General features: G+C 54.2%; 21 protein-coding genes. 9 read left to right on the top strand and 12 right to left on the bottom strand.

Features of this window, described 5'->3' with window-relative positions; genetic code table 11:
• The 9 genes from IV91_RS18995 to IV91_RS0100660 form a co-directional block, all read left to right on the top strand.
• Positions 1-251 (top strand): hypothetical protein (locus IV91_RS18995; RefSeq protein WP_233418365.1); only part of this gene is annotated, 251 nt, incomplete at its 5' end.
• A gap of 31 nt (positions 252-282) precedes the next feature.
• Positions 283-951 carry a response regulator gene (locus tag IV91_RS0100700; protein ID WP_051861778.1) on the top strand — a complete coding sequence of 223 codons (669 nt, stop codon included), beginning with the start codon at positions 283-285 and terminating at the stop codon, positions 949-951.
• 108 nt (positions 952-1,059) lie between these two features.
• The gene (locus IV91_RS0100695) at positions 1,060-2,280 is read left to right on the top strand and encodes a sensor histidine kinase (protein WP_227509489.1); all 1,221 of its coding nucleotides are present in this window, start codon (positions 1,060-1,062) and stop codon (positions 2,278-2,280) included.
• A gap of 200 nt (positions 2,281-2,480) precedes the next feature.
• Positions 2,481-2,780, top strand: coding sequence for a BrnT family toxin (locus tag IV91_RS0100685; RefSeq protein WP_031595212.1), 300 nt, complete (start codon positions 2,481-2,483; stop codon positions 2,778-2,780).
• Entirely contained in the window at positions 2,764-3,030 is a 267-nt protein-coding gene (gene brnA / locus IV91_RS0100680; protein ID WP_031595211.1) for a type II toxin-antitoxin system BrnA family antitoxin, read from the top strand. Before IV91_RS0100685 ends, brnA begins: the two co-directional genes overlap by 17 nt.
• A gap of 191 nt (positions 3,031-3,221) precedes the next feature.
• Positions 3,222-3,665, top strand: a complete 444-nt coding sequence (locus IV91_RS0100675) for an antitoxin Xre/MbcA/ParS toxin-binding domain-containing protein (protein ID WP_035416908.1) — start codon at positions 3,222-3,224, stop codon at positions 3,663-3,665.
• On the top strand, positions 3,665-4,006 hold the full coding sequence (locus IV91_RS17030) for an RES family NAD+ phosphorylase (RefSeq protein ID WP_031595209.1): 342 nt from the start codon (positions 3,665-3,667) through the stop codon (positions 4,004-4,006). The genes IV91_RS0100675 and IV91_RS17030 overlap by 1 nt, the downstream gene beginning before the upstream one ends.
• Positions 4,007-4,427: 421 nt before the next feature.
• On the top strand, positions 4,428-5,474 hold the full coding sequence (locus IV91_RS0100665; protein ID WP_160171501.1) for a PEP-CTERM sorting domain-containing protein: 1,047 nt from the start codon (positions 4,428-4,430) through the stop codon (positions 5,472-5,474).
• 98 nt (positions 5,475-5,572) lie between these two features.
• On the top strand, positions 5,573-6,067 hold the full coding sequence (locus IV91_RS0100660; RefSeq protein WP_031595206.1) for a DUF1178 family protein: 495 nt from the start codon (positions 5,573-5,575) through the stop codon (positions 6,065-6,067).
• On the opposite strand, the gene IV91_RS0100655 is transcribed toward IV91_RS0100660, so the two are convergent.
• The 12 genes from IV91_RS0100655 to purN all read right to left on the bottom strand — a co-directional run bounded on the left by IV91_RS0100655 (position 6,068) and on the right by purN (position 19,789).
• Positions 6,068-6,946: a CHAD domain-containing protein gene (locus tag IV91_RS0100655; protein ID WP_160171500.1), complete on the bottom strand. Its 879-nt coding sequence runs from the start codon at positions 6,944-6,946 to the stop codon at positions 6,068-6,070. It abuts the gene before it with no gap.
• A gap of 264 nt (positions 6,947-7,210) precedes the next feature.
• Positions 7,211-9,778: a sensor domain-containing protein gene (locus IV91_RS0100650; protein WP_051861776.1), complete on the bottom strand. Its 2,568-nt coding sequence runs from the start codon at positions 9,776-9,778 to the stop codon at positions 7,211-7,213.
• The gene (locus IV91_RS15540; RefSeq protein ID WP_051861775.1) at positions 9,775-9,984 is read right to left on the bottom strand and encodes an EexN family lipoprotein; all 210 of its coding nucleotides are present in this window, start codon (positions 9,982-9,984) and stop codon (positions 9,775-9,777) included. The genes IV91_RS0100650 and IV91_RS15540 overlap by 4 nt, the downstream gene beginning before the upstream one ends.
• A 73-nt stretch (positions 9,985-10,057) precedes the next feature.
• The gene (locus tag IV91_RS0100640; protein WP_031595201.1) at positions 10,058-11,323 is read right to left on the bottom strand and encodes a sulfate adenylyltransferase subunit 1; all 1,266 of its coding nucleotides are present in this window, start codon (positions 11,321-11,323) and stop codon (positions 10,058-10,060) included.
• Between the two features lie 25 nt (positions 11,324-11,348).
• The gene (gene cysD / locus IV91_RS0100635; RefSeq protein WP_035416915.1) at positions 11,349-12,305 is read right to left on the bottom strand and encodes a sulfate adenylyltransferase subunit CysD; all 957 of its coding nucleotides are present in this window, start codon (positions 12,303-12,305) and stop codon (positions 11,349-11,351) included.
• Positions 12,306-12,325: 20 nt separating this feature from the next.
• A complete protein-coding gene (locus IV91_RS0100630; protein WP_051861773.1) occupies positions 12,326-13,021 on the bottom strand; it encodes a phosphoadenylyl-sulfate reductase in 696 nt (231 codons plus the stop codon).
• 1 nt (position 13,022) lies between these two features.
• Positions 13,023-13,520, bottom strand: coding sequence for a DUF934 domain-containing protein (locus tag IV91_RS15535; protein WP_035416907.1), 498 nt, complete (start codon positions 13,518-13,520; stop codon positions 13,023-13,025).
• A complete protein-coding gene (locus IV91_RS0100620; protein WP_031595192.1) occupies positions 13,513-15,189 on the bottom strand; it encodes a nitrite/sulfite reductase in 1,677 nt (558 codons plus the stop codon). The genes IV91_RS15535 and IV91_RS0100620 overlap by 8 nt, the downstream gene beginning before the upstream one ends.
• 108 nt (positions 15,190-15,297) lie before the next feature.
• Entirely contained in the window at positions 15,298-16,482 is a 1,185-nt protein-coding gene (locus IV91_RS0100615) for a DesA family fatty acid desaturase (protein WP_031595190.1), read from the bottom strand.
• Between the two features lie 56 nt (positions 16,483-16,538).
• Positions 16,539-17,792: a mechanosensitive ion channel family protein gene (locus IV91_RS0100610; RefSeq protein WP_031595189.1), complete on the bottom strand. Its 1,254-nt coding sequence runs from the start codon at positions 17,790-17,792 to the stop codon at positions 16,539-16,541.
• Positions 17,793-17,795: 3 nt separating this feature from the next.
• A complete protein-coding gene (locus IV91_RS0100605; protein ID WP_084189811.1) occupies positions 17,796-19,139 on the bottom strand; it encodes an RsmB/NOP family class I SAM-dependent RNA methyltransferase in 1,344 nt (447 codons plus the stop codon).
• On the bottom strand, positions 19,136-19,789 hold the full coding sequence (gene purN / locus IV91_RS0100600) for a phosphoribosylglycinamide formyltransferase (protein WP_051861768.1): 654 nt from the start codon (positions 19,787-19,789) through the stop codon (positions 19,136-19,138). Before purN ends, IV91_RS0100605 begins: the two co-directional genes overlap by 4 nt.
• Between the last annotated feature and the right edge of the window lie 3 nt (positions 19,790-19,792).

Raw genomic sequence — 19,792 nt, 5'->3', positions numbered from 1 at the left:
TGAGCAACACGCACCACCCATCCCATATTGAAACAATGTGGGCGGCTCAGAAACCTGTGCTGCTGCAAACGGGGTGGCTGCGTTCCGAACCTGCGAAGATAGAGCCTTCGGGCAAAATCACGGTGGCAACACCGTTAGAGCAGGTCGTTTGTGATAGAGGGTTTTCCATCGGTCATGGCCTGGATGCTGTAGCGGCGACGCGAGAGCCAGGAGACCCCGGTGGGTTCGCCCTTAGAACCCCCTGCCTTTAGGCATGGGGAGGTTTAGCGCAGGAAAGGTACAATGGGCGTAGGCAGCAATGTGATGATGAATCAGGATGATGAGAAGTCCATGAAAGTACTCATGGTGGATGATCATGCGCTTTTCCGGGATGGATTACGCTTGTTACTGTGCTCAACCCATCCCGATGCGCAATTGCTTGAAGCAAGCACCCTTGCGGGCGCACTGTCCCTGCTACTGGAACACGCTAATTTAACGATGTGTTTCCTTGACCTAGATCTCAAACAGGAACGTGGACTCCCCGTTTTGAAAAAGATCAAACTTGAATCCCCTAACCTGCCTGTGGTTATCGTTTCAGGGTCGGAGGACTCCTCCACGGTGCGCGCCTGCATGCAAGCCGGTGCCATGAGTTACATTCCCAAGAGCCTGACCTCCGAAAAATTTCTTTATGCCCTGCAGCGCGTCCTGAAGGGAGAGATCTTTCTGCCCCATGAAGAAGAGAATGATGTGGAACCATCCGCGCCCTCCGGCATACCCAATCTGACCCCCCGTCAACGGGAAGTTCTGTACGCCCTCAGTCGTGGTTTTTCCACAAAATCCATCGCCAGGGAACTGTCCCTCTCCGAGTATACGGTCAAGGATCATATCTCCGACCTGTTTCGGATTCTTGGCGCAAACAATCGAGTCGAGGCCGTCACCAAAGCCAGTCTTTTCTACTTGCGCCCGCGCTAAATGCATACGGTGTCCCATTGGCTGTCATCCTGCTTCGAGCCAAATCATGAACATTTGACAGATCGATCCCACCCGTCCTCGCTCAAGCACGAAATGACACGGGAGGTTGTGACCCTTCATGCGAGGGTGCTCCTGCACATGCCCCTCGTTCAGTTATTTTTCGTTGGTGGATTGGGCTGGATCGTCTACCCCACTGTTCCTCTCCAAACCTTTCTGTTATGGAGTGCTCTGACACTGGGTTTGGAACTGCTCCGCGCTACCTTTGCCTGGTGGGTGTTGCCGCGCGTCGAAAAATTGAGGCCAAACCGGCTCCATGCCGTATTCATGGCCCTGGATGCTCTGGCGGGAGCCAGTGTCGGCCTCTCCGCCGTTCTCTTCCTGCCCCATCTTTCCTTTGTCTCCCAGGCGCTGATCGAGATCATCCTGTTTTCCATTGCCGCCGCCGGAGTCTCTGTGGCCGTTTCATCCAGATATATGACGGCGGCGTATTCGTTCCTGGTATTATTGGGCGCAACCCTGCCGTGGACAGTATTGCATCCTGACAAACATTGGGCCGTTCTGGGTCTGACTCTCATCTATTGGTTGTTTCTGATCCGAGTAGCGGGCGAAAGTGAACAACTGCTCTATCGATCTGTCCTGATCCGGCAAGAACGTGATCGTATCATTGCAACCGTCAGCCATGATCTGCGCCAGCCCCTGCACGCGTTATCTCTTTACGGTGCCGTACTGGTCTCCCATCCATCAGACCGGACACTCCAGGAAACCCGAAGAAATATCGACCACATTGTCCGGGATTTGGAAAAAATGCTGACGGACCTGCTGGATCTGTCAAAAATCTCTGAGGGAAATTACCCGACGCAACAGAACCTGTTTTCATTGGACACCATGGTTGCTGACATCTGCGCCGAATTTCATTCAGCCGCCTCTGCCAAAGGTTTGGAAATTCGACGAACCCTGGCCCCTGTCAAAATTTCCGGGGATAAAGTGGCGGTGGCACGAATCACGCGCAACTTGATCGACAATGCCATCAAGTTCACCGAACAGGGAGAGATTCATGTGACGACTTCACTGATGCAGGAAGGGGACGCCCTGCTCGACGTCACGGATACCGGGAAGGGCATCAGCGACACAGAACAGGAACTTATTTTCAGGGAATTCTATCAGGTCACGCCTTCCGAAGGCGACCAGAGCCAGGGAGCGGGTCTGGGGCTGTCCATCGTCCGCCGTCTGGCAAAACTCATGGGTGCCCGAATACTTGTCAAATCCGTCCTCGGACAGGGTTCCAGTTTTCAGGTTTGGTTCCCACCCCCAAACGGAAACCTACAGTGAAAATTTCAGCGTGACGGGTGCAACCCAATCGCTCCGCTGTTGGAAACGATTTCCGGAGATGGGCCAACCTGGGTTGCCTCCCTGCTTCAAGCCGCCTATAAAAGGAAGGCTAAGTGCATTTTGAACTTGAAACAATAACGATTTTTCTGACCTCTTATCGTCCTCTTGCTTTTTATCGTATATTTCTATAATATACAAATATGATTGATCTGACCAAAATATCCAGTTTTGACTGGGATGAAGGGAACACCCGTAAAAACGAAAAACACGGTGTTTCAATGGCGGAAGCGGAGCAAATATTTTTCAATGAACCACTTTTTCTGCTTGCTGATATAAAACACAGTCAAGGCGAGTCACGTTTTCACGCATTAGGCAAGACAGACGAGGGGCGTACATTGCATATTACTTTCACACTACGTAATGCCAGTGAGAAAATTCGGGTGATTTCAGCCAGAGATATGCACAAGAAGGAGCGCATGATTTATGAACAAGCAACTTAAACCGATTCCGAAATTTTCTAATGAGGCAGAAGAGCAAGTCTTTTGGAGTAAAGAGGATTCAACGGATTATCTGGATTGGACGAAGGCTCAAAAGGTTGTACTGCCTAATTTGAAGCCTACAACAAAAACAATTTCGCTGCGACTACCCCAACATCTTCTGGATTCCATTAAAGCTGCTGCGAATTCTCGCGATGTGCCGTATCAGTCGCTTATCAAGGTGTGGCTACAAGAGAAGTTGCACAGCCACTAATGTATTCGGTGAAGTACGACCGCCACAGCAGAACTATATGCGCTGGTCTATGCCGCTCTACGTCGAAAAGGCCACCCCATTCCCACCAATGACCTGTGGATTGCGGTCAGTAGCATGGGGCACGGTGCCGCGACATCTTCCCTGACACCGGGGGGTATGATTAACTATCATATGACAGAAGGCCGCTGATCATGACAATCATAGTGAAATCAACTCAAAAACATCTGGAAGGATTTACTCAATGGAAAACAAGATTGGTCAAGGCAAATCCTGGTGCACGCATCAAGATTGTTCGTGAGGGTGCCCATCCTGCTGTGTTAGTTACGGCCAGCGAACACTTCGGTATCCCACGTAACTTGTTTGCACGATTGCTCGGCATTTCTCCGGCAACGTCTGAACGCAAAATCAAGGCGGGCATTCTGTTGGGACAAACCGAAACGGAACGTCTCGAGCGCATCGCCCTGATCGAAAATGAAGCTGAGCGTGTGTTTGGTACGCCCAATATGGCGCGCGACTGGCTCACTAAAAATAATACCGCATTGGGTGCCACACCACTGTCCATGATGGACACGGAAACCGGGGCTGGAGAGGTACGGAAAGTATTGTCTTCCATTGCCTATGGTGGTGCGGCCTAATGCGGGCTTGGAGAATTGCCAAGCGCGCTTTTGCCCTTGACCGCCAAGGTACGGGGGCCCATTTATCCGGAGGGCGATGGAATTCGCCTGGGGTTGCTGCCGTGTACGCAGGACTAACACCAGAGATCGCTGCGATGGAAAAACTGGTTCATACCGGAGAAATCTTGCCTCAGGATTTGGTTCTGGTCATGCTCGACCTTCCCGATGATGAACCGTACCAACACTATGCGCTCAAAGACCTGCCTGTTGGTTGGGATGCCCTGCCAAGTTCAACGCGCGCAATGGCGATGGGCGACCAGTTTTTGCTTACAGCGACGCATCTGGGGTTAATCGTGCCATGAAGTCTCCCACCGCTAAAGACCTAAAGGTCTTGTGACGGTGGGAGGCTTCATAACAGAACGACCCAATCCAAACTCATAAACACGCGCCCATTGGCATCTTTTTAGGTTTGTTTACCCCCCCAATTGGAGGGATTGTCGCCCTCAAGATCCATCGTTAACATGAATCCATCTTGCATCAAGGTACTTTCTGACAGGTGCTTCTATGGAACCAGTGGCAGGTTCGTTCAAAACTGCTCAGGCACATGGATTTTCGATAGGTTGAGAATTATCAGACAAAAGGGAGTGGAAAATGATTAAAACCGCACATAATACCGAAACAACCCTAACCGAAAGAGTGGTTGCAGCCGAAAAAATGAAGTCGGAACGGATATTGAGCAAGTTTCTGGTTTTAGTGGCAGGGGTTTCCCTGTCAGCGTGGTCAGTGACCGGTGAAGCATCAACCATTACCGACAATTTATATTTTTCAACTGGAGGCAGTAACAATACAACCGGAAACATTGGTGAAGTAACTGCAACCTATTCCAGTTCTGGTTTCACGCTAGGGACCATCGCCCCCATCGCCGCCACCGGGGCTTTTACCTTTGCTGGCGGCATTGTGGTGAACCCCACCAACGGACAGTTGCTGGTGGGAGGAGGACAATCGGGAGGAGGCTTTTTTCCATCCCCTATTTATCAAGTAAATCCGACAACTGGGAACATTACGACTGCCACCGGACCTGGTATTGTTGATAATGTCAATCTAGCCATTGGACCCAATAACAAAGTTTGGGCCACCGGAGGACAATTTGGCAGCACCGGTCCGTTGGCCTCTTTCCCGATCAACCCCTTCGGTAGATCGGGTACTGCCTTAACACTGAGCGGTAGCGATACGGCCATCTCGGGCCTTGCCTTCGATCCCAAAAACAATACGATGTACTATACATCCGGTGGATTTTATTACGGTTCCAGTGGCACCAGAAACTTCGGCACCCTCAACATCACAACTGGAAAAACAACGGCCCTCCTCACGAATCAGCATGGATTGAACACCATCGCCTATGACCCGTTTACAGGCGACCTGATAACGGTGGGCAGTAACTATATCAATCAGATCAACCCCACAACAGGGGGTCTCATTTCGCAAAAAAATCTAGACTTTGTTCTGGGTAATAATGGGGGTTACGGCCTTGAAAATGTCGCGTTGACCGGAACCGGACAACTGTTTGCCTCATCAGGTGGCAGCAATGGCGGGCAACTGTTCTTCATGGATTATGCCAATACCGGATTGGTAGGTGCCAACGGTAACTTTATGGCCTCGCCCCATCTGGCGAATGATCTTTATGGCATAGCCTTGGCCAGCCAGACCCTTCCGCCAAACGGGGGTCCCTCCGCCGTTCCAGAACCTTCCACTGTCCTCCTGTTCTTGACCGGACTTGCCGGAATCGGTTTGTTCGGTTTCACGCAACGCCGGTCCGTATCCTACGTCTAGATCCTATTTGCGTACCCTCCCCTTCATTGATGCATGGAGGGGGGCTAGACAGGTAAAATCTATGCTAGAATTGCAGGTCCGTTATCTGGGTGTGTGGTATGGTCTTCTATTCGCTGAAATGTGCTTTGGGTCATGATTTTGAAGGCTGGTTTGCTTCTGAAGAAAGTTTTTCAGCCCAGCGTGCGCGTGGGTATGTCACCTGCCCCTACTGTCAGTCCCACCAGATAAGTGCCACCCCCCAGGCTCCTGAACCTCAGGTGACGGCATGCGATCCGTTGGAAGAAAGCGGCCAGCAGGCCGGCTCTCAAGAACCCGCCGCCCCCTTGGACGAAATCCTGTCACACCTAACCTCTCCCTTTTCAGCCCAGACCTCCCCAGCCGTCTTGGTGGCCACCATTCAGGCACTCACCATTTTTCAACTGAAATTGATCCAATCCGTCCTGACCAATATGAATGCTTCCCTTTCTGAAGAAGAAAAATCCATGGTCGCCAGAAGTCCCACCATCGTGGTTTTTGAGAACGCTTCTCCCGTCTCGGCAGAAGAGGGAGAGGTGACGGGCCCGGATGAAAGCATCACGGGCACCGTGCACTGATTAATTCCAGAATGGATCGATGGTATTGAATTTCACCCATTGAGGGCCAAGCCGACTGATCCGCTGCACGGATTCGCAGGCCATCCATCCCTTGACAAGGCAGAAAGCACCGGGGTCAACATTTGGCAATTCTTCCAGCAGATGGTTTGTCGTAGCGGCATCGTTGACCGCGCCCAACGCATCCTGGAGCCCGCTCATTGCAGACAGGAAAGCGCGTACCGCACGCGCGGAGTAAAGTGGCGAGAAAAATTCGGCGGCATAACGCAATTTTTTCCCGTCGATGCGAAGGGCGTGCAATTTCTTTGCATCAAGGGTGGTGACCCTTCTTCCGCTCTTTTCGAAATTGCGGTAGCATTTTTCCAGTATCAGATCTGCAAAGTCGCCAACCGGTGAAGCGTCCTTTTGCGGCCATGTATCGCTGCTCAAAACCGCTCCGAGTTTGAGCAGCAGGACCTTAAATCGCTGGGACTCGGTGGCCGTGACGGCTCTTTCCCGATTTTTCCTGCGCAGAATTTCGCTTGCCTGCATCAGTTTCGTGAAATCATATTTTGACGAAAGGGCGTTCACCACGGGAGGGAGAATTTCGAGAACGAAAACATCCCAGTTTCTTGCCGGTCCGAGTTCCCCGGACAACCATCTCAATTCCCGAATGATGTCGGAAAAGATAGTATTGCCGAAAGCATGAGAAAAAACGCTGAATGCCGAACGCATGCGTCTGATCCCTACCCGCATCTGACGCAGGTATTCGCAATCTTCTTCGCCGTCCAGGAACCCCACGGTATTGTCCTGCAATTGCTGCAGGCAGTTCTTCACGATTTCCCTGCAGGCTGTCGCGACATCCATCTTTTTGTTCAGATCGATCATCGTCACCTTTTTCACGGAACCAAACCTCCCCATGCCCTCCCAGTAAAAGCGCATAACCGCGTTCCGAAAACTTTGAGGGGTCACCGGATTTCACCATATAGGGTATCACTGCCCAGCACCCTTCTGCCATGACGTACTATTTGCCCAAGCAACGGCTCAGAAACCACGGATAAGTCGATCAAATCTATAATGCACGAACACTTCCTGAAGTTGCGCAACCATGGCATGCATGGATTGCGATGTCGCGTCTCCTGCTGTCAACTCACAATAGTGCACTGATCAATTTTCAGAACCCAGGGTGTACTGGGACCAGTCGATTTTATCAGGCCGGGAACTCAACCGCGCCGGTGGGTTTTTGCTGGCCTTCTGCCAGGACAGGGGCGGCTGGTATTGCCGACACCAGTCCGCCACCTGAGGTGCCGGCATGGGTCGGGCAATGCCAAATCCCTGGGCCTGAGTACATCCAAGGAAGATCAAGGCCAATCCCTGTTCTTCTGTTTCCACTCCCTCTGCAATGGCTTCCTTACGAAATACCTCAGCCAGGTTGATCACCACCTCCACGATCGCAAAATCCTCCCGATCGGTCAGCATGTCCTGGACAAAACTCTGATCTATCTTGATCACGCTCACGGGCAGGCGCCGAAGGTAATCCAGTGAAGCATACCCCGTTCCAAAATCATCGATGGCAAAACTCACCCCGTGCTGACGGCAGGCTTCCATGGCCTGGGTGACCTGGGGAATATCCCATAATGCCACGGACTCCAGGACTTCGAGTTCAAAATCAGGGACCAGGTCGGTGGGATATCGTTGCATCATCCGACCAATGAATTCAGAAAATCCAGGGGTATGCAAATGACGGGCAGGCAGATTGACACTGACCCCGAAATCCAATCCGAGGGCCTTCCAATCTTCCCGTTGTTTGAAAGCGGTTTCAATGACCCACTCGGAAATACGCGTTTCAACGTCTGTGTTTTCTATCATGGGCAAAAATTCCCGGGGCAACAGCACGCCCTGCTGCGGATGATTCCAGCGAATCAGTGCTTCTACACCCAGAACCTGCCCAGTACCGAGATGGACCTTGGGTTGATAGTACAATTCAAGTTCATTGCTCTCCAGAGCCTGCTCTATGCGGGTTCTTCCCTCTGTGCGCAAATGTGCGTTACGCTCGTCCACCACATCGAAGAAGTGAAAACAGTTACGACCTTTCCCTTTGGCCCGATACATGGCCTGATCGGCATGACGTAAAAGAGTTTCGGCATCCACCTCATCATCCGGGTAAACCGTCACCCCCAAACTTGAAGACACCACCACCTCCTGATCCCCAAAGGTATGGGGCAAGGCAATGGCGGTCATGATCCGTTGCAGGGTGACGATCAATTCCTGCTCGCTGCTGACCTCGGACAGCACCACCACAAATTCGTCACCGCCCAACCGCGCCACGGTATCCGTGGCGCGCAGGGTAGCAGTCATGCGCTGGGCCACTGCCATCAGTACCTGATCTCCCTTATCATGACCAAACCGGTCATTAATGGGTTTGAATCCATCCAGATCAATGAAACAGAGAGCCATTTTTTTATCGAAACGGCGTGCATCGGCTAAAGCCATGGTCAACCGATCATTGAGCAGGGCACGATTGGGCAGTCCGGTAAGAACATCGTGCAGCGCAATCATTTCCAATTCGTTTTGTTGCTCTTTGAGAACCGTGATATCGGAAGACACGCAGACAATACTGAGAATCGTATCATCTTCATTGCGCACCACCGACAAAGTGAGTTTATCTGGATAAATTTCGCCGTTCTTGCGCCGATTCCAGATTTCTCCAGACCAATGACCCTGCTCCAGAACCGTGGTCCATAAATTGGAAAAGAAATCCGGATCGTGACGTCCGGACTGCAGAAACCCGGGGTTTCGTCCCAGCACTTCCTCACGACTGTACCCAGTAGTTCGCGTAAAGGCCGGGTTGGTCTCGATGATATGCCCCTCGGGGTCAGTAATAAAGATGCTTTCATCCGCATGCAGGAATACCTGTGAAACCAGACGAATGTAATCATCGGATAACTTGCGTTCGGTCACATCATTGATGATGGCCACAAAGTGGGTCAATACCCCTTCTTTGTCATGGACGGGTGCAATCTGGAAACGATTCCAGAACATGCGGCCATCCTTGTGGTAATTACGTACCGTAGCCTTGACGGGAACGCCGCTCATCAAGGCCATGCGCACGGCTATCAACTCCGGTTGAGCGCGATCCTCCCGTTGGAGAAAGCGACAGTTATGCCCGATGGCCTCCACCGAGGAATAGCCCGTAATCCGCTCAAAAGCAGGGTTGACATACACCAGGGGGAAATCGGGCAAGGTAGCATCGGCAATGGCAATGGCATTGACGCTATTGTTCAGGGCACCGGCTTGAAGCCGAATCAGGGATTCGGATTGCTTGCGCACCGAAATGTCACGGGAGGAGCAGAACAACAAACCCTCTCCCTCCACCTGAAACCCCCGCGCATGCACTTCCACATCGATGAACTGACCATTCTTGCGTCGATACTGACTTTCGAAAGTCTGGTCATTCGTTTCCCGCAAGGAACCCATGCGCTCTTCAAAAACTCCGGGCGGAAAGGAGGGATCCCAGAAAGAAATGTGTTTACCCAACAACTCGCTACGTTCGTAACCCAAAGAAACACAAAAGGAGTCACTCATGGTCACCAAATTGCCTCTGGCATCCAGAACATGGAGACCATCACTGGCAATTTTCAGGATGATCTCATGCATACGTTTTTCCCGCGCCAGAGCCCAGTCTTCCTGGGCAGTCACTGCTTCAGGGGATGCGTCGACGACGCTTTTGCTCATGGTGTCTGTGGAGCCTTGGTTTTCAATTGATACTGGGCGAGGGTCGCCTGATTACAGTTATAGGTATTTTTACCGGATTTTTGGCATTCAGAAAGATCGGAAACAATCTCATCGGGATGATCCAGGTAATACTCCTTGGTCTTGGTACCCTCGCACGCCGTCAACAACAGAAGGGCGAGTACCCCCCCACATAACACGATTTTCATGGGCAAACTTCCTCGGTGATGACACAACTGCCATGGTACTCGATTCAAGCCCTGCTGTGCGCAGGAAGCCCCCTTAAACGATCATGCCCGCCGCTACCGTGTCATGGGTCAACGCATCGATGAGGATGAAACTGCCCGTCGTGCGATTGTCTTCATAACGGTCGAAAGCCAGGGGCTGTTGAACCTTGAACCCCATACGCACCAGGTCGTTCATGCCTGCCTGTGCCGGAGAGGGAATCAATTGAGAGGTCTGAATATCCAGACGAGCGCTGAGGGTGTCTATCTTGCCTTGTATGCAACGGGTGGTTTGCTGGATCAAAAGACGGCGTGCCGGATCGTAAGGCGTCTGGGAAAACCAGCACACCAGGGCTTCGAAGTTTTTATCGATTTTGGGGGGATGCGCAACACTGGCAATCATATCCCCGCGCGACATGTCGATCTGATCGGCCAGCACCAGGGTAACCGACTGCCCTGCCCGCGCCTGGGAAATTCGTCCTCCATAGGTCTCGATGGCAGAAATACGACTCCTTCGACCTGCAGGCAGAAGAATGACCTCATCTCCCACCGCCACCGTGCCACTTTCCACCCGTCCCTGCGCACCGCGACGTTCTTCACCATTTTCTTCAGAAAGTCTCGCAACTAACTGAATTGGAAACCTGAAACTTGAGTTCAAAGCCTCTTCGTCCAGCGCCACCGTCTCCAGCAATTCAAGCAATGTTGGACCGGTATACCAAGGCATGCACTCCCCATGGAGCACTACGCCATCGCCATTCAAGGCACTCAAGGGGATGAAAACGATATCCCGAAAAGCCAGAGGTTCTGCAAAAGTCAGAAACTCCTGCTTTACCCGTTCAAAAGCCTCTTGTCCATACGCCACCAGATCCATCTTGTTGACGGCAATCACCACCTTGCGAATCCCCAGCAAGCGTACGATCTGTGCATGCCGACGGGTTTGTTCCACCACGCCCTTGCGTGCATCCAGCAATAGAATCGCCAAATCCGCCGTGCTTGCCCCCGTCACCATGTTGCGCGTGTACTGGGCATGACCTGGGGTATCTGCAATGATGAAACGGCGCACTGGCGTACTGAAGTAGCGATACGCCACATCGATGGTAATCCCTTGCTCTCGCTCGGCCTGCAGTCCATCGGTAAGCAGGGATAAATCCACTTGGGACTGACCGCGGCGCGTGGAAGTGGCTTCGATGGCGGCCCATTGATCCGCCAGTACAGACCGGCTGTCGAGTAACAAACGTCCGATCAGGGTACTTTTTCCATCATCCACAGAACCGCAGGTGATGAACCGCAAAATCTCTTGACAGTTCTTCAGTTTATTTTCCATATCACGGATTCCAAATATTTTTTCTTCAGAAATAACCTTGTTTCTTACGCAGTTCCATGGAGGCTTCGGAGGTTTGATCGTCGGTACGAGTCGCACCTCGTTCGGTCAGGGTACTGGTGGCTGTCTCGCGCAAGATGTCCGCCAGGGTCCGGGCCTCGGAAGGGACTGGACAGGTGCAGGTCATATCCCCCACCGTACGAAAACGTACCCAGCGCTCTTCCACCTGTTCTCCCGCTCTGGGGGGAGTCAGGGGGGTGACGGGAATCCACTGATCCCCGCGCGCCACGACTTCCCGGCGATGGGCAAAGTAGAGGGAGGGCAGATCCAATCCTTCGCGGGCAATGTACTCCCAGACATCGGCCTCGGTCCAGTTGCTGATGGGAAAAACCCGCATGTTTTCGCCGGGGTGGACATGGGCATTGTAAAGGTCCCATAACTCGGGCCGCTGGTTTTTTGGGTCCCAGCCCCCGAATTCATCGCGAAAGGAAAAAATTCTTTCCTTGGCACGGGCCTTTTCCTCATCCCGACGGGCTCCACCCAGACAGGCATCGAATCCGAACTCATGAATGGCATCCACTAACGTCACTGCCTGCAAGGCATTTCGGCTGTCTGACTCGAGACGAACCCGGGCGCGGCCCTGACGAATGGACTCTTCCACCGAGCGTACGATCAGGTTCACCCCCAGATCTTTGACCACTTGATCGCGAAACTCGATGACCTCCGGAAAATTATGCCCGGTATCCACATGCATCAGTGGAAAAGGAAGGCGCTGTGGGTAAAAAGCCTTCCGTGCCAAATGCAGGACCACCATGGAATCCTTGCCGCCCGAGAAGAGCAGGACCGGGCGGGTGCATTGGGCTACCACTTCACGCAGGATGTGAATGGCTTCCGACTCCAGTCGGTCGAGATGATCCCAGGGAGCCCAGGCGCCAGCGCCGGACGAGGTGAGGGAAGTGAGTGTCGCTGCTTGGGTTGACTTCATGGAACCGCTTTCTCCTTTCATCATTCCTGGGTTGCCGTTTCTGAGACCACATGTAATCCACATTCCTTGCTGTGGGAAGATTCCCACCACCAGCGTCCGGCCCGTTCATCCTCCCCCGGCTGGATCGCGCGCGTACAGGGAGCACAACCGATGCTGGCATACTGCTGGTCATGCAATGCGTTGTAGGGTACCCGGTATTCTTTCACTACTGCCCAGACCTCTTCCTGACTCCAGTCCAGCAAGGGACTGTATTTCATCAATCCATGGCCTTCGTCCCGGATTTCAGCGACGAGATCGCTGCGGGTGGGGGACTGATCTCGCCTCAACCCGGTGATCCAGCCCTGCTGCCCAGACAGGGCCCGTGCCAAGGGCTTCACTTTACGCGCGCCGCAACAGGCACGACGCGCTGCCAGGCTATGATAAAACCCGTTGACGCCCTGTTCCTTGACCAATTCTTCCACATCCTCCTGGGCAGGCCAGAACACTTCGATACGCCGTCCATAATGCTCGAAAATCCGGTCCAACAAGCGATAGGTCGGCTCGGGCAAACGCCCCGTATCCAGGGTAAAAATTCGGATTGGCAAATTTTTGCGACAGATCAGGTCGGTGATCACCATGTCCTCGGCCCCCAGACTGCTGGCCAAGGACAGGACTGGCGTGCGCAACAACCACGCACGCAAATTTTGTTCCAACTGATCGATTCGAGAAATTGACATGTCAACCTCCAGAACCGTGGGACAACCGCCGCCGAAACAAGGGCTCCGGTCGTTCCACCGAGATTTGATAGGCTTCGCTGAACAGTCCCAGACCGCGCAGAAGATTGGCGGGCGTTTCTCCCGGTCGGGGTAAAAATCCGTTGAAGCCGCAGCGTTCCAGGTCATTGACCGTATCCTGGAACACGTCGCCCACCGCCCGAATCTCGCCTTGATAGCCATAGACCTCGCGCAATAAACGTCCCAGACTATGTCCCCGCCCATCGGTAAAACTGCCAATATGGATGGCAATCAGGGCCACTTCCGCCAGATGGGGGCGCAAAGCCTCCGGGTCCTGGTCGGTCTCCACCCACAACCCGACCCGTCCTTCTCTGGCCTGTGCCCGTACTTCCTGCCATTCCTCGAGACGATACAGCCGATCCCCCCCTTCCTCACTCTGATCCGGACTGAACCGGACCCAGGTATCCGGCACAATATGGCGATTCACCACGACTTCACGCACAGGCCACCTCCTGGTTGGGTGCATAGACTGCATCACGGAAAGGGACAATCCCCACTCTTTCCACCGTATCCGTAAATTTTTCCGCGGGGTTCAGCCGCAATTTCAGGTACACCTCAAGCATGGCCTGGAGAGCATCGGGTACTTCTTCCGGGGTGAGTGAAGGGCCGATGACCTTGCCCAGACGTGCCGGTGCCTGCGCCCCACCAATGGAAATCTGATAATACTCACGCCCATGCTTGTCCACGCCCAGAATACCGATATGGCCCACATGGTGGTGTCCGCAGGAATTCATGCATCCTGAAATATTGAGATCCAGAAGACCAAGGGCACGCACCCAGACGGCATCGGAAAACCTGTCCTGCAGCGCCTTGGCCAGTGGCAGAGAGCGGGCATTGGCCAAGGCACAGTAATCTCCCCCAGGACACGCGATGATGTTGGTGAGCAACCCCGCATTGGGAGTCGCCAGTCCCCAGGGGCACAAGGCATCATACAGTGCCGGCAAGTCGCTCAGAGCCACATCGGGCAAGATCAGGTTCTGCTCATGACTAACCCGGATTTCACCAAAACCAAAGCGCTCTGACCAGTCTGAAATCACGTCCATCTGGTCCGCAGTGGCATCGCCTGGAGGCTGATCCGGGCTTTTCAGGGACAGAGTGACATTGGTATATCCTGGCACTTTGTGCGGATGAAGATTCTGTCGAAACCAGGTGGAAAAGTCCGTGTCCTGATGCAGGCGCGCAGCCAGCGCAGCCGGAATCCCGGCGGGGAGAGACCGGTAAGCCGGTTTCTTGAGACGCGCTTCGATCCGTGCCACTTCCTCATCCACCAAAGTGGCAGGACCCTCCTTCCAGTGCTGCCATTCCGTTTCCACTTCCCGCTGAAAACGCTCCACGGTCATGGCTTTGACGAGAATTTTGATCCGCGCCTTGTATTTATTGTCCCGTCGCCCATAGCGGTTGTACACGCGCAGGATAGCATCGAGATAAGTCAATAGATGTCGGGCCGGCAAGAACTCCCGGATGATCTCGCCCACCATGGGGGTCCGTCCCAATCCGCCGCCCACCTGCACCCGATACCCCAGACCCTGTGCTGCATCCTGCACCGCCTGCAACCCGATGTCATGAACCCCCGTGGCCGCACGGTCTTCGCGCGCCCCATTGACGGCAATCTTGAACTTGCGCGGCAAGAAGGCAAACTCCGGATGCCCGGTGGACCATTGACGAATCAACTCGCAAGTAACCCGCGGATCGACTAATTCATCCGCTGCCACCCCGGCAAAATGGTCGGTGGTGGTATTGCGCACACAATTGCCGCTGGTTTGCGTGGCATGCATCTGAACTTCGGCCAACGCAGCCAGAATATCGGGAACTTCAGGCAATTTGACCCAGTTGTACTGAATATTTTGACGGGTAGTGAAATGGCCCACGCCCCGGTCATGGGTGCGTGCGATCCAGGCCAGACGCCTTAACTGGGAAGCACTCAGCACACCATAGGGAATGGCCACGCGTAACATGGGTGCATGCCGCTGAATATACAACCCATTCTGAAGACGGAAGGGACGAAAATCATCTTCAGACAACTCTCCTGCCAAAAAGCGCCGGGTCTGATCCCTAAAACGGGCCACCCGTTCCTCCACCAGACGCTGGTCGATTTCATCATATTGGTACATGATCGTCTTCTTCTCCACTTCATCGGAATGAAGACCATTCTAACGAGCGTTCTTTATTCAAACAAAGAATATAAAGTTGGACTGTTATAACTAATATCAATAATCTACTCAGGCATAGGCCCGCAAGGTCCGCGAAAATCGCATTAATTCCTGAATTCCGCTGGCCTCGGCACGCTGACACCAATCGCGCAGTTGCTCCAGCAACTGTTCGGCGCTGGCATTGGTGCGCGTCCATAACTGTTCCAACTCGCGGCGCATTTGAACCACCGTGCCCACCGGGTGACTGATTTCCATCACTTGAGCCAACGTATGGCGTTCGGCCTTGGGCAGTTCATGATCTGGATGGTGCAACCAACGGCCAATCATGGCGGTGACCTCACGCCGGGAGAGGGAAGGCAATTTGGCGGATTCTCCGAGATGGTGAAATTCCTGAGCACAGGTTGTAGCCAGTTCCCGGGTATAACGCCTCATGACGTCATAACGGTTACGGATGATGGCGTTGAGAGTTGCCAGATCACACTCGCGCTTGGCTTGATCAAATTGCACCTGGGGAGCCACCGACTTGACACGAGCCTGTCCCAGGCCTTGCAGAACGCGAATATACATCCAGCCGATGTCGAATTCATACCAACGGTGAGAAAGTTTGGCTGAGGTCGCAAAAGTATGATGATTATTGTGCAACTCTTCGCCACCAATCAATATTCCCCAGGGGAAAATATTGGTACTGGCATCCTTGCAATTGAAATTTCTGTATCCCCAGAAATGCCCCACCCCATTCACCACACCCGCCGCCCAGAAGGGAATCCACACCATCTGGACCAACCAGATCAATAGCCCCGGTACCAGACCAAACAACGCCATGTTCACCAGCGCCATGAGGGTTACGCCCAAACGTTCATGGGCTGCGTAAAGGTGTTTTTCCAGCCAGTCATTGGGGGTGCCGTGCCCAAAACGCACCATGGTTTCCGCATTGCGGCTTTCCTTGACATAGAGGAACACCCCGCCCCACAGTACCCGCGACAATCCCAATACCTGGGGACTGTGGGGATCTTCCGGAGTTTCGCATTTGGCATGATGTTTGCGGTGAATAGCCGCCCATTGCTGGGTCACCATGCCCGTGGTCAACCACAGCCAGAAACGAAAAAAATGACTGGCGGCACGGCCCAATTCCAGGGCACGGTGGGCCTGGTGGCGATGCAGAAAAATGGTGACGCTGGCAATGGTGATATGGGTCAACACCAAGGCAACGATCACATCGCCCACCCAGGACAGGGCCAAAATACCGGAATAAATCATGTACACTCCTCCAAAGAGGGAAAAATTGCAGGCAAAACGCCCATTATAACAGGTCAGGGCAAGACTGCCTGCGCCCCGTCTCTGAGGGGGACCTTGATCCCTGCCGTACGTAATCCCTGACAAATTTCCTGCATCAGAGCAGAGCGCAACCCCGAATCACTCTTTCCAGGGTCCGGTATCCAGTAATACAGGGTCACTTCAAACCCATGCCCCGTCATCTTGCCCACCACCGCACCGGGCGCCGGGTCCGTCAGGATACGACCTTGACGGCGGGCGACTCCTTCCATCAAGGTCTGTACCATGACCAAATCCGCTTCATAGAACACTTCGATGGTCAGGCCATGGCAGACTCCCACCCCCATGCGCGAATGGTTGATGATGGTCTGGGTCAAAAAGGTTTCATTAGGCACGATGAACGCCGTCCCATCCGTACCCGACAGGGTGATACAACGTGCATCCAGACGAATCACCGTGCCCTGCCGTCCTTCCACGGTAATCACATCGCCCATGCGCACGGATCGATCCATGAGCAGAATGAATCCGCTCACGTAGTTACTCGCCACCTTTTGCAGGGCAAGTCCCAGTCCTACGCCCAGGGCACCGCCCAGCACCGACAAAAAAGTGGCATTGATCCCCACCAGGGGAAAAGCCAGCAATACCGCAAAAAAGAACAGGAAACCACGGGTCAATTTGGTCACGATGACGCGCACATGGGGATCCAGGGATTCAGCTCGGCCCAGGCGTCGTTCCAGCCAGGAACCCAGCCACAAGGCCCCCACCCCCAACAAACTGATAGCCAGGGTTCCCTGCAATAACTGCCAGAGTGAAACCCGGGTACCGCCCATGGTGAAGTCTACTTCCCCCAACCATGCACGCACCGGGTTGAGGAACCCGGTGACATGCAGAGCAAAGACTACCCATACCAGGCGCAGAAATAGGGTCTGAACAAAAACCAGCCGTTTGGACCCCACACCGTAGTGCAGGACATACACGCCCATGCGCGCCACAGTCAAAGCCAGAGCCAAGGCCAGCACCATATGCAACAAGGGGGCTGGACGTCCCTGACCGAAATGGTGACGCAACAGCATCAGGGTCACAGCGCTGCTTCCTGCGAACAAAATCCCCTTGAGACGGCTTAGTTTTTCGACTTCCGTCTGATGAGCCAGGCGTTTCCCCAGGAGCAGGGCAGCTCCAAACCCCACCGCAAGAGCCGCACCCAGCACAGGTACTTGCCAGATATGCCGATATTGGGTCAGCGACTGAAAAAACTCGATCAAATCAGCAAAAGGATCCCCTGCCGGTTCCATCCATTACCCCTGACGCTGCCAGAGAGCCGCAAAAAAACCGTCCGTTCCATGACGCTGGGGCCAGAGTTGTAACCAGGGATCCTCCAGATCGGGCACGATGATCCCTTGCTCTGCCAAGACCTGAGAAGCTGCCAACGGAACGAATTCGGGGTGCCGTGCACTGAATTCCTGGGCCTGGATCTGGTTCTCTGCAGGCAAAAGACTGCAGGTGGCATAGACCAGGCGCCCGCCAGGTTTGACCAGCTGAGCTGCGGCTTCCAGAATATGGCGCTGCTTGTCGAGCAACGCCGGCAATCCCTCAGGGGTCTGACGCAATTTCAGATCCGGATTACGGCGCAAGGTCCCCATTCCGCTGCAGGGGGCATCCACCAGCACCCGATCGATCTTGCCGGTGAGACGTCGAACCCGGTCATCAGTTTCACGAGCAATCACCACCGGCATAAGATTGGAAACACCCGAACGTTTGAGCCGTGGCTTGAGTTGTTCGAGACGGCGTGCGGCCACATCGAAGGCATAAAGGCGTCCCTGATTATGCATCAGAGCCGCCAGATGCAGTGCCTTGCCTCCCGAACCGGCACAAAAATCCACCACCATGTCACGGCGACGCGGGGCCACCAAAGCAGCCAGCAGTTGACTGCCTTCATCCTGAATCTCTACCCAGCCTTCCGTGAACAAGGGTAATCGATTCAGCAGGGGACGTCCCTGCACCCGCACCCCCCAGGGGGACAAAGGCGTCGCCTCGGCAGCGATCCCCGCAGCCGTCAATGCCGCCAACACAGCCGGTCGCTCCGCCTTGAGCAGATTGACGCGCAAATCCAGGGGCGCCGATTTTTGCAGCGCCCATCCAAGTGCCTGCCACTCGCCTTCCGGCAGAACTTCCTGCACCGCACTCACGACCCATTCAGGCAGATGGGCCCGCACCGAGGGGGTATCGGGCAAACGTTGCGCCGCCAATGCCGCCAACCAGTCCCGTTCCTCATCTCCCCGGCACAATCCCTGCAATTCCCGGGTGCTCAGTCCATTGACCCGTTGCAAACTGGCCAGCACCAGTCGACGGGGAGCCGTGGGCGGAGCCAGAACCGTGATGGATTCCCAATGGCGCAACAACGCGTAAAAATGCTCCGTGACCCAAGCCCGATCCCGCCCACCCAATTGGGACTGATCGCGAAAAAAATCATGGAGCACCCGATCCGCCGGACGGGTTCCCGCCAACAAGATGCGCAGCACTTCCACCAGAGCCTCGAAGAGAGGAATTCTTACCCCGTCGTTTTCCACCTCTTCCTTCGGTTTCAGCGATGAGGGAGAGGGACGGGTTGACCCACGCAGGGGAGAACGATTTTTTGTCATTGAGAGTCTCCAGCCCAGAGCAGGCGTAAATTTTGTTCTTGTGAATCATCGCGCCACCGGACCTGGCCGTTCGCCTCCAAAACCCAGCGACTTTCCACCCAGGCCCGCAATACATGGGGGAACAACCGGTGTTCCATGGACAATACCCGTGCCGCCAAACTTGCTTCGTCATCCCCTGCCCATACGGGCACCACCCCTTGGGCCACGATGGGTCCGCGATCCAGTTCTGACGTGACGAAATGAACGGTACACCCATGCACCGCCACTCCCTCCGCAAGAGCCCGACGATGGGTATGCAATCCCGGAAAAGCAGGCAACAAAGAGGGATGGATGTTGAGCAGACGTCCCTGATAGTGGGTCACGAATTCCGGCGTCAAAATACGCATGAAACCTGCCAGCACCACCAGATCAGGCGCAAAGCCATCAATGGCCTGCTGCAGTGCTCGATCAAAGTCTGTTCGCTCGGCATAAGCCTCGGCGGAGATGACCCGGGTGGGGATACCCCATTCCTGAGCCAGCCCCAACCCTGCCGCATCCGCCTTATGGCTGATGACGGCCACCACCTGCAGCGGTAATCGAGCCTCCAGCAAAGCGCCCAGATTGGATCCCCGCCCGGAGATCAGAACGACGATCCGGCGCTGGGCATTCATGGT

This window comes from Ferrovum myxofaciens (assembly GCF_000735045.1).
Classification (GTDB): Bacteria; Pseudomonadota; Gammaproteobacteria; order Burkholderiales; family Ferrovaceae; genus Ferrovum; species Ferrovum myxofaciens.
This window is presented reverse-complemented; position numbering and strand designations above follow the sequence as displayed.